The organism is Streptomyces sp. AcH 505 (assembly GCF_000818175.1).
GTDB lineage: Bacteria > Actinomycetota > Actinomycetes > Streptomycetales > Streptomycetaceae > Streptomyces.
In genome coordinates this window covers 5,608,877-5,616,612 of the sequence record NZ_JTIY01000001.1, presented here as the reverse complement: position 1 = coordinate 5,616,612, position 7,736 = coordinate 5,608,877, and the positions used below count along the sequence as shown (strand labels likewise).

The 7,736-nt window shown below is 72.4% G+C and carries 5 protein-coding genes and 2 pseudogenes; 2 read left to right on the top strand and 5 right to left on the bottom strand.

From position 1 onward, the window contains the following. From HY68_RS25240 to HY68_RS25230, 3 genes and pseudogenes are all read right to left on the bottom strand, one after another. Positions 1-1,774 (bottom strand): annotated as a pseudogene (locus HY68_RS25240) (alpha-mannosidase); the annotation flags it as partial. Between the two features lie 184 nt (positions 1,775-1,958). Further along, positions 1,959-4,082 (bottom strand): phage holin family protein, encoded by a 2,124-nt coding sequence (locus tag HY68_RS25235; protein ID WP_041992656.1) that lies wholly within the window; start codon positions 4,080-4,082, stop codon positions 1,959-1,961. A gap of 157 nt (positions 4,083-4,239) precedes the next feature. Further along, positions 4,240-4,644, bottom strand: coding sequence for a hypothetical protein (locus HY68_RS25230; RefSeq protein WP_041992653.1), 405 nt, complete (start codon positions 4,642-4,644; stop codon positions 4,240-4,242). 208 nt (positions 4,645-4,852) lie between these two features. Between HY68_RS25230 and HY68_RS25225 the strand changes: the two genes are divergently transcribed. Both HY68_RS25225 and HY68_RS25220 read left to right on the top strand, forming a co-directional pair. Further along, complete coding sequence (locus HY68_RS25225) at positions 4,853-5,644, top strand: MBL fold metallo-hydrolase (RefSeq protein WP_041992649.1); 792 nt, start codon at positions 4,853-4,855, stop codon at positions 5,642-5,644. 11 nt (positions 5,645-5,655) lie between these two features. After that, positions 5,656-6,306: a VTT domain-containing protein gene (locus tag HY68_RS25220; protein ID WP_041997105.1), complete on the top strand. Its 651-nt coding sequence runs from the start codon at positions 5,656-5,658 to the stop codon at positions 6,304-6,306. Here the strand turns inward: HY68_RS25220 and HY68_RS25215 are convergent. After that, positions 6,286-7,317: an MBL fold metallo-hydrolase gene (locus HY68_RS25215; RefSeq protein WP_041992647.1), complete on the bottom strand. Its 1,032-nt coding sequence runs from the start codon at positions 7,315-7,317 to the stop codon at positions 6,286-6,288. The genes HY68_RS25220 and HY68_RS25215 overlap by 21 nt on opposite strands. A 28-nt stretch (positions 7,318-7,345) precedes the next feature. Beyond that, positions 7,346-7,736, bottom strand: a pseudogene (locus HY68_RS25210) (pyridoxal phosphate-dependent aminotransferase); the annotation flags it as partial.

Here is a 7,736-nt window from a genome sequence, read left to right as displayed (position 1 = left end):
GGTGCACCCAGGCGATGGACGAGCCGGGCAGGATGTCGTGGAACTGGTGGAGCAGGACCGTCTTCCAGATCCGGTCCAGCCGCTCGTACGGATAGCTCGCGCCGGTCCGTACGGCGGCGGTCGCCGCCCACAGCTCGGCCTCGCGCAGCAGGTGTTCGCTGCGCCGGTTGCCCTGCTTGGTCTTGGCCTGGCTGGTGAGCGTGGCGCGGTGCAGTTCGAGGTACAGCTCACCGACCCACACCGGCGGGTTCGCGTACTCCGCCTCGGCCTTGGCGAAGAAGTCGGCCGGGGTCTCCCACTCGACCGTGGCGGAGCCTTCGAGACTGCGCAGCCGGGCGGCCTTGGCGATCATCTCGCGGGTGGTACCGCCGCCGCCGTCGCCGAACCCGGTGGGCGCGAGGGAGCGCCGGGCGACGCCCTTCTCCTTGAAGTTGCGGGCGGCGTGGGCGATCTGCGCGCCGTCCATGACAACGTTGTACGAATCGATCGGCGGGAAGTGGGTGAAGATCCGGGTGCCGTCGATGCCTTCCCAGTTGAAGGTGTGGTGCGGGAACTTGTTGATCTTGCTCCAGGAGATCTTCTGGGTGAGCAGCCACTTGGACCCGGCGGCCTTGATGATCTGCGGCAGCCCCGCGGCGAAGCCGAAGGTGTCGGGCAGCCACGCCTCGTCGTTCTCGATGCCGAACTCGTCGAGGAAGAAGCGCTTGCCGTGCACGAACTGCCTGGCCATCGCCTCGGAGCCGGGCATGTTGGTGTCCGACTCGACCCACATGCCGCCGGACGGCACGAACCGGCCGTCCGCGACCGCCTTCTTGACCTTCGCGTAGACCTCGGGGCGGTGCTCCTTGATCCAGGCGAACTGCTGCGCCTGGGACATCGCGAAGACGAAGTCCGGCTCGTCCTCCAGCAGGGCCGTCATGTTGGCGGTGGTGCGGGCGACCTTGCGGACCGTCTCACGCAGCGGCCACAGCCAGGCGGAGTCGATGTGCGCGTGGCCGACGGCGCTGATGCGGTGCGCCGTCTCCTGCGCGGGCGTGGCCAGTACGCCGGCGAGCTGGGCGCGGGCGGCCTCGGCCGTACCGTTCACGTCCTGGAGGTCGATCACGTCGAGCGCGTGGCTGACGGCGCGCAGGATCTCCCACCTGCGGCCCGTGTCGAGGGGCAGCTGTTCCATCAGCTCGCCCAGCACTTCCAGGTCCTGGATCAGGTTCCAGACGCACTCGTCGAGCACGGCGAGCTCCATCCGGCCCAGCGTGTACTGCGGTTCGCTGCCGGCCGTCTCGATGTCGCCGAGCGGTGTCGGTTCGAAGGGGTTGCCGCCGGAGTGCACGTTGGGGTTCGAGGCGGCTTCGATGTGCAGCAGCACCTCTTCGCCGCCGGCCGCCGGCGCGCCGACACGCACCCACTGGTTGCGGGGGTTGAGGCCCTTCACCGGGCTGCCGTCGGGGCGGTAGACGAGCCCCTCGCACTGGAATCCCGGGCTGGTCTCGTTGAAGCCGATGTCGAGGACGGCCTCGACGGTGCGGCCCGCCCACTCCTGGGGGACGGTGCCGGTGACCCGGAACCAACTGGTGCCCCACGGGGCGCCCCAGCGGTCGCCGGTGGCGATGGGCGCGGTCGGCCCCGCCAGCCCTTCGTCCACCGGTACGGGCTCACCGGGTGCGGTCCAGACTTCGACGTCCAGCGGTATCGACTCGGGGTAGACAGCCGGCCTGATGCGCTCCTGGAGGACGCGCTTGAGGCGAGCTTCGACCAGGCTGCGGTCGTCGTGCATGAGGGAGAGCTCCTGAATGACGGAAGTATGCGGGTTTCCGGCCGGTGCTGGTGGCGTCGGAGACGATGTACATCCTTCTCCGACCCTACGCACTCCGAAACACGCTGTGCCACACCTCGCGTTGTTTTTGGCTCCTCAGCAAACAAAAGAAACGGGGAGCACCCGTGCGGCGCCGGCGGTGTCGTCAGGCCGACTCCGTGGCCTCCTGCGGCACCTCATGGGCCAGCGGTCTGATCGCGGGTCCCAACGGCACCTGCGGGCCGCCCCCTTCGCGCAGCCAGCGTCTGAGCACCAGATGCACCCGCTCGGCGCCGACGAGTTCCGTACCGTCCGGCACGGGCGCCGAGAGCACGAGCGGTGACAGCAGGAACGCCGTCGACTGCTGTCCGCCGAGCCCGCCGTGCGAACCGATCTGCTCCTCGAAGGCGTGTACGCGCCCGGTCGCCGGGTCGTACATCGAGTTGACCATGATGTCGGCGACATGCGGGAAGCCGTCCGTGCGCCGCACGGCGTCGGCGGCGCCGCGCCCCATCGCGGCGAGCGGCCCCTCGTGGTCGCGGAGTTCGGCGACGGGGACCTCGACGCCCTGCGGGCCGAACACGAGCGAGCCGTGCTCCTCGCTGCGCACCAGCAGGAAGCCGATCCCCGGATGGCTGGCGAGGGTGCGCAGCAGCGCGGGGTGGCGCCGGTCCAGCTCCTCGCGGCTCATCCGCCCGGGCACGTCGGGGAACGAGATCAGCGCCAGATTCCCGGAAGCCAGCACGATCGGCTCCGAGTCGGCCTCAGGACGCTGCTCGCCCGCCTCACCCGCCTCGCCGTCGCGCAACGGCCGGTGCAGCGCGGTGCGCACCGCGCGCCGGGCGGCGTACCTGGCCTCGGCGCCGCTCCTGGTCCGCTCGGCCTTGCGCGAGACAGGCAGCCCGCAGCCCGCCCTGACCAGGTCCTTGAGGGTGAGGCCGTAGACCCCCTCGAAGGTCTCCCCCGGGCTCTGACCGTGGTCGGACAGCAGCACGATCCGGTACGTACGGGGTGTGTACTCGGCGATCTTGGCTATCAGGCCGACCGAGCGGTCCAGCCGGGCCAGCACCCGCACCGCGTCCCTGCTGTGCGGTCCCGAGTGGTGGGCCACCTCGTCGTACGCCACGAGGTCCGCGTAGACGGCGGCGCGGCCCGCCAGCATGTCGCCCATGACAGCCGCGACCACCACGTCCCGTTCGAGGACCGTGGCGAAGGCCCTGATGAGCGGGTACAGCCCGCCGCGGCCGACCCGGGGCCGGTCGCCGCGGATCCGCGCCCGGGTGGACTGGCCTATCTCGCGGCCGACTTCGGCGACGAAGGAGACCGCCGTACGGACCGCGTTGGCCGGGTCGGAGAAGTACGCGAAGTAGCCGTCGCGCGAGCGGTTGGACTTGCCGCGCCTGGCCGCCATGGACAGCACCAGCGCGAGCTGGTCGGCGCCGCCGCTGAAGAGATTGCCGCGGCTCGCGCCGTCGAGGGTGAGCAGCCCCCCGTCGCCGGTCCGCTCGATGGCGCGGCGCTGCAGCTCGGCCGCGCTGGCCGGGCGGTTGCTGACCATGATCTGGCCGGTGTCCTTCTCGTACCAGCGGAAGGCCGGGGCGTCGTGGTTGGAGCCGTGCAGGATACCGAGCTGGCTGGCGCCTGTCTGGCTCGACCAGTCGGTGCGCCACGGCGTCAGCCGGTGGGTGGGCCGCTCGCCGAGCCAGCGCGCCACCTGCGGCATGCTCCCGTTCGCCACCGCGTCCAGCAGTACCTGGTGCCCCACCCCGTCGAGTTGGAGGAAGACCGTGCCGGGCGGCCCGCCGTGGCCGCCGTCCTCACCGCTGCGGCGCCGCCGCCGGTCGGCGAGCCGGGAGAGCCTGCGCCGGTACGCGCCGTCGTCGCCGACGGCGAGCGCGGTCGAGGTCGCCGAGGCGACGGCGGACATCACGGCCGCGACCACGATCGCGTTCTCCGGGTTGGCGGCTCCCCTGCCGTCGGGGATGAGCCGCAGCGCTATCAGCAGCAGCGAGCCGTTGAGGAAGAAGACCAGCAGCCCCAGCACGAGCGCGGGCACCAGCAGCAGCGCCCTGACCAGCAGCGGCCAGACCAGCGCGCTGAGCAGCCCGAAGGCACCGGCGCCCCAGCCCGCCGTGACGGCCGTCCTGGTGGCGCTGTCGCCGTCGTCGGACTGGAGCTGGAAGTCGGGCAGGATCCCGGCCAGCGCCAGCATCGTCAGGGTGGACACCGCCCACACCACGACCACGCGCAGCAGGGCCTTGCCCGCCGTCCGCCATCGCCCTCGGAGCACCGCTCTGCCACCTCACGTCCGGGCCCGCACGGGGTGTCCGGGCTCGGCACAAGACTGACACAACGGACCGACACCCAGGACTGCGCGCCGGTCCGCCCGCCCGGAGCCCGGCCAGCGCCGGTCAGCGCCCGGTCCGCGCCCGGTCCGACGGCCCGGGTCAGCGGCCGGTGAAGCCGCCCGCCGGCAGCGTGAGTCTGCGGTGCACCTCGGCCTTCATCCCCGCGTCGTACGACGGCTCGTCCTGGCTCACGGTCTCCAGCAGCACGCCTCTGCGCTCGCACTCGGCGAAGAAGGCGGCAGGCGAGGTGAAGGCCCGGTCGAGCACCCGGTGGTTGGGGGCGACGAAGACGTCCACGAACCCTTCGTCCACGTCGACCCACAGTCCGCGGTGGTCCGGGCGGAGCTGGTAGGCGGTCAGCTGCCGGGTGAGGACATAGCCCTTGTCCTCGGCCCACCGGGCGCACATCGCGTGCTGGCCGTGGGAGTCCACGAGGAAGGGATCGGTGTCCAGCTCCTCCAGCGGGGTCAGGCTGGCGATCGCCGCCACTCTCACGTCGCCCATGTCCGTTCCGTCCCCCCGGCAGTCACCTACGACTTGGTGCGCCGACCCTACTCCGCCGGTGACCCCGTGAGGGAGGCGTGAACCAGGCACCGGAGGCGCATTTCCGGTACGCACGCGGATGAGCGGGGAGCGCCGGCCAGGGCCGTCCCCGTACGCTGACGGCCTGGCCGCGCGAAGGCGGCCCCTGGGATCGGAGCTGAGGTCGAGGATGGGAACTGTCATCACCTGGTGGGGTCATGCCACCTGCACGGTCGAGGACTCCGGGGTCCGGGTGCTGACCGATCCGCTGTTCGTCCAGCGGCTGGCGCATCTGCGCAGGCGCCGGGGACCGCTGCCGCCGCCGGAGGCGACGGTCGCCGACGCCGTGCTCGTCTCCCATCTGCACTCCGACCATCTGCATCCGCGCTCGCTCTCGCGGCTCACGCCCGGCACCCGGCTGATCGTCCCGAAGGACGCGGCCCGCTCGGTGCCCGCGCTGCGCAGGCTCGACGCCCGCCGCAACCCGGCGGGACTGCGGATCACCGAGGTCGAGGCGGGGGACGAGGTCGAACTCGGCGCGCTGCGGGTCCGGGTGGTGCCCGCGCACCACGACGGCAGGCGGCTGCCGGTCGGACCGCAGCGCTCCCCCGCGCTCGGCTATGTGATCAGCGGTGAGACCCGCACGTACTTCGCCGGTGACACGGGGCTCTTCGACGGAATGGCCGACGCCGTGGGACCGGTCGACGTGGCCCTGCTGCCGGTCGGCGGCTGGGGGCCGCACCTCGGTCCCGAGCATCTGGACGCGGCGCGTGCGGCGCAGGCGCTGGCCCAGCTGGCGCCCGCCGCGGCCGTGCCCGTCCACTACGGCACGTTCTGGCCAATCGGGATGGACGGGATCAGGCCGCACGAGTTCTACACGCCGGGCGACGAGTTCGTACGGCGCGCGGCGCGGCTGGCGCCGGACGTGACCGTGCATCTGCTGCGGCACGGCGAGAGCATGCGGCCGGAGGTCGCCCGGTGATCGACCAGCTGATGTCGCAGCTGCCACCGGAGTCGACCCAGCAGGCGGTCGGCTATCCGTCGGTCTTCCTGCTCGTGACGCTCGGGGCGCTGGTGCCGGTGGTGCCGACCGGGGCCGTGGTGAGTTCGGCGGCCGTGGTGGCCTTCCACCAGACGGCGCCGCTGTCGATGCTGTACATATTCCTGGTCTCCGCCTTCGCCGCCTTCCTCGGCGACATGGCGCTGTACTGGCTCGGGCGGCGCGGGGTCGGTTCGAAGAACGGCTCCCGGTGGCTGGAGAAGATCAGGGAGCACGCCCCGCCCGACCGGTTGGAGCAGGCGCAGGCCAAGCTCCAGGAGCACGGGGTGGCGGTGCTGGTGCTGTCACGTCTGGTACCGGCCGGACGGATCCCGGTGATGCTGGCGTGCCTGCTGGCGAAGTGGCCGATGCGCAGGTTCGCGCGGGGCGACGTGCCGGCCTGTCTGGCCTGGGCCGCGACGTACCAGCTGATCGGGATCCTGGGCGGCTCGCTCTTCCCCGAGCCCTGGCAGGGCGTGGTGACGGCCGTGGTGCTGACGGTCGTGCTCAGCGCCGCGCCCACGCTGTGGCGCAAGCTGCGCGGTCCTTCCGGGGACGCGGAGGGACCCGAAGGGCCGGCCGGGTCAGGGCACCAGCAGGCGTGAGGCGCCGACGGGGAGGTCCCAGAGCTGTTCGCGTGGCCGTCCCGTGCGCTCCCAGGCGGCTCTGACCCGGGTGAGCGGTTCGAGCACAGGTTCGGCGGAGAGGACGAACGTCGCCCAGTGCATCGGGGCCATGTTCCGGGCGCCGAGGTCGTCGAGCGCCTGGACCGCTTCCTCGGGATCGGTGTGCACGTCGCTGAGCCACCAGCGCGGCGCGTAGGCGCCGATCGGCAGCAGCGCCAGGTCGATGTCGGGGTGACGGGCGCCGATCTCCTTGAACCAGTGGCCGTAGCCGGTGTCCCCCGCGAAGTAGACCCGCCTGCCGTTGGGGTCAGCGATCACCCAGCCGCCCCACAGGGTGCGGCAGGTGTCGGTGAGGGACCGCTTGGACCAGTGGTGGGCCGGTACGAAGTCGAAGCGGACGCTGCCGCCGTCGGCGGCGGGCAGCTCGGCCGACTCCCACCAGTCGAGTTCGGTGACCCGGGTGAACCGGCGCCGCCTGCACCAGCGGGCGAGCCCCGCGGGGACGAACAGCGGGGTGTCGCGCGGCAGTCGTTTGAGCGTCGGTGCGTCGAGGTGGTCGTAGTGGTTGTGGCTGATGACGACGGCGTCGACGGCGGGCAGGTCGTCCCAGGGGATCCCGACGGGGGTGATCCTGGCGGGTGTTCCGAAGATACGGCGGGACCAGACGGGGTCGGTGAGGACGGTGAGGCCGCCGGCCCGGATCACCCAACTGGCGTGCCCCGCCCAGGTGACGGCGACCGTGCTGGTGTCCACCACGGGCAGCGGACCCGGCGCGTAGGGCAGGTGCGGGATGTCGCGGAGCCCGTCGGCCCCCGGTCTGACCGCGCCTTCCCTGGCGAGTCTCGCCATCCCGAGGACGCCGGGCAGCGGTGCGGTCAGCCGGTCGGCGAAGGACCGTGGCCACAGCCGGTGTTCACCGACGGGGCGCGGCGGGGCGCCGGTGAGGCCGGTGCGGTCCGGCAGACCGGTCTGTTCGCCCTGTTCCGTCATCGCAGGCTCCGTTCAACGGTTCGTCGGGTCAGCGCAGTTCGTCGAAGGCGGCGCCGAGTTCGTCCAGCGCGTGTGCGACATACGGCAGTTCGAGCGGGGCCGCCGCGGTGAGGGACTCCAGGCGCTGTTCCGGGGTTGCCCCGAGCAGCGGCCCGGTGGACAGCCGTACGCGCAGCGCGCCCAGTTCGTCGCCGAAGCGGTGGCCGCCGGGTACGGGTGTCCCGAGCCGCCGGCTCAGATGGTTCTCCAGCTCCATGGAGTCGGACACACCGAGCGCGGCCAGGCGTTCGCGCAGCGGCCCGAGGTCGGCGTAGAGGTGCCGGCCGGCGCGCGGCGGCCTGGCGAGCGCGCCGGAGACGAGCACCGCGTGGTGCGCGGCGACCGCGGCCCGCCCGTACAGCGCGGCCGCTGCCCGCGCC

Excerpts from the sequence above, each read along its gene's own strand:
- HY68_RS25220 (WP_041997105.1), top strand. The coding sequence starts at position 5,656 with ATGTCGCAGCTGCCACCGGAGTCGACCCAGCAGGCGGTCGGCTATCCG.
- HY68_RS25230 (WP_041992653.1), bottom strand. The coding sequence starts at position 4,644 with ATGGGCGACGTGAGAGTGGCGGCGATCGCCAGCCTGACCCCGCTGGAG.
- HY68_RS25225 (WP_041992649.1), top strand. The coding sequence starts at position 4,853 with ATGGGAACTGTCATCACCTGGTGGGGTCATGCCACCTGCACGGTCGAG.
- HY68_RS25215 (WP_041992647.1), bottom strand. The coding sequence starts at position 7,317 with ATGACGGAACAGGGCGAACAGACCGGTCTGCCGGACCGCACCGGCCTC.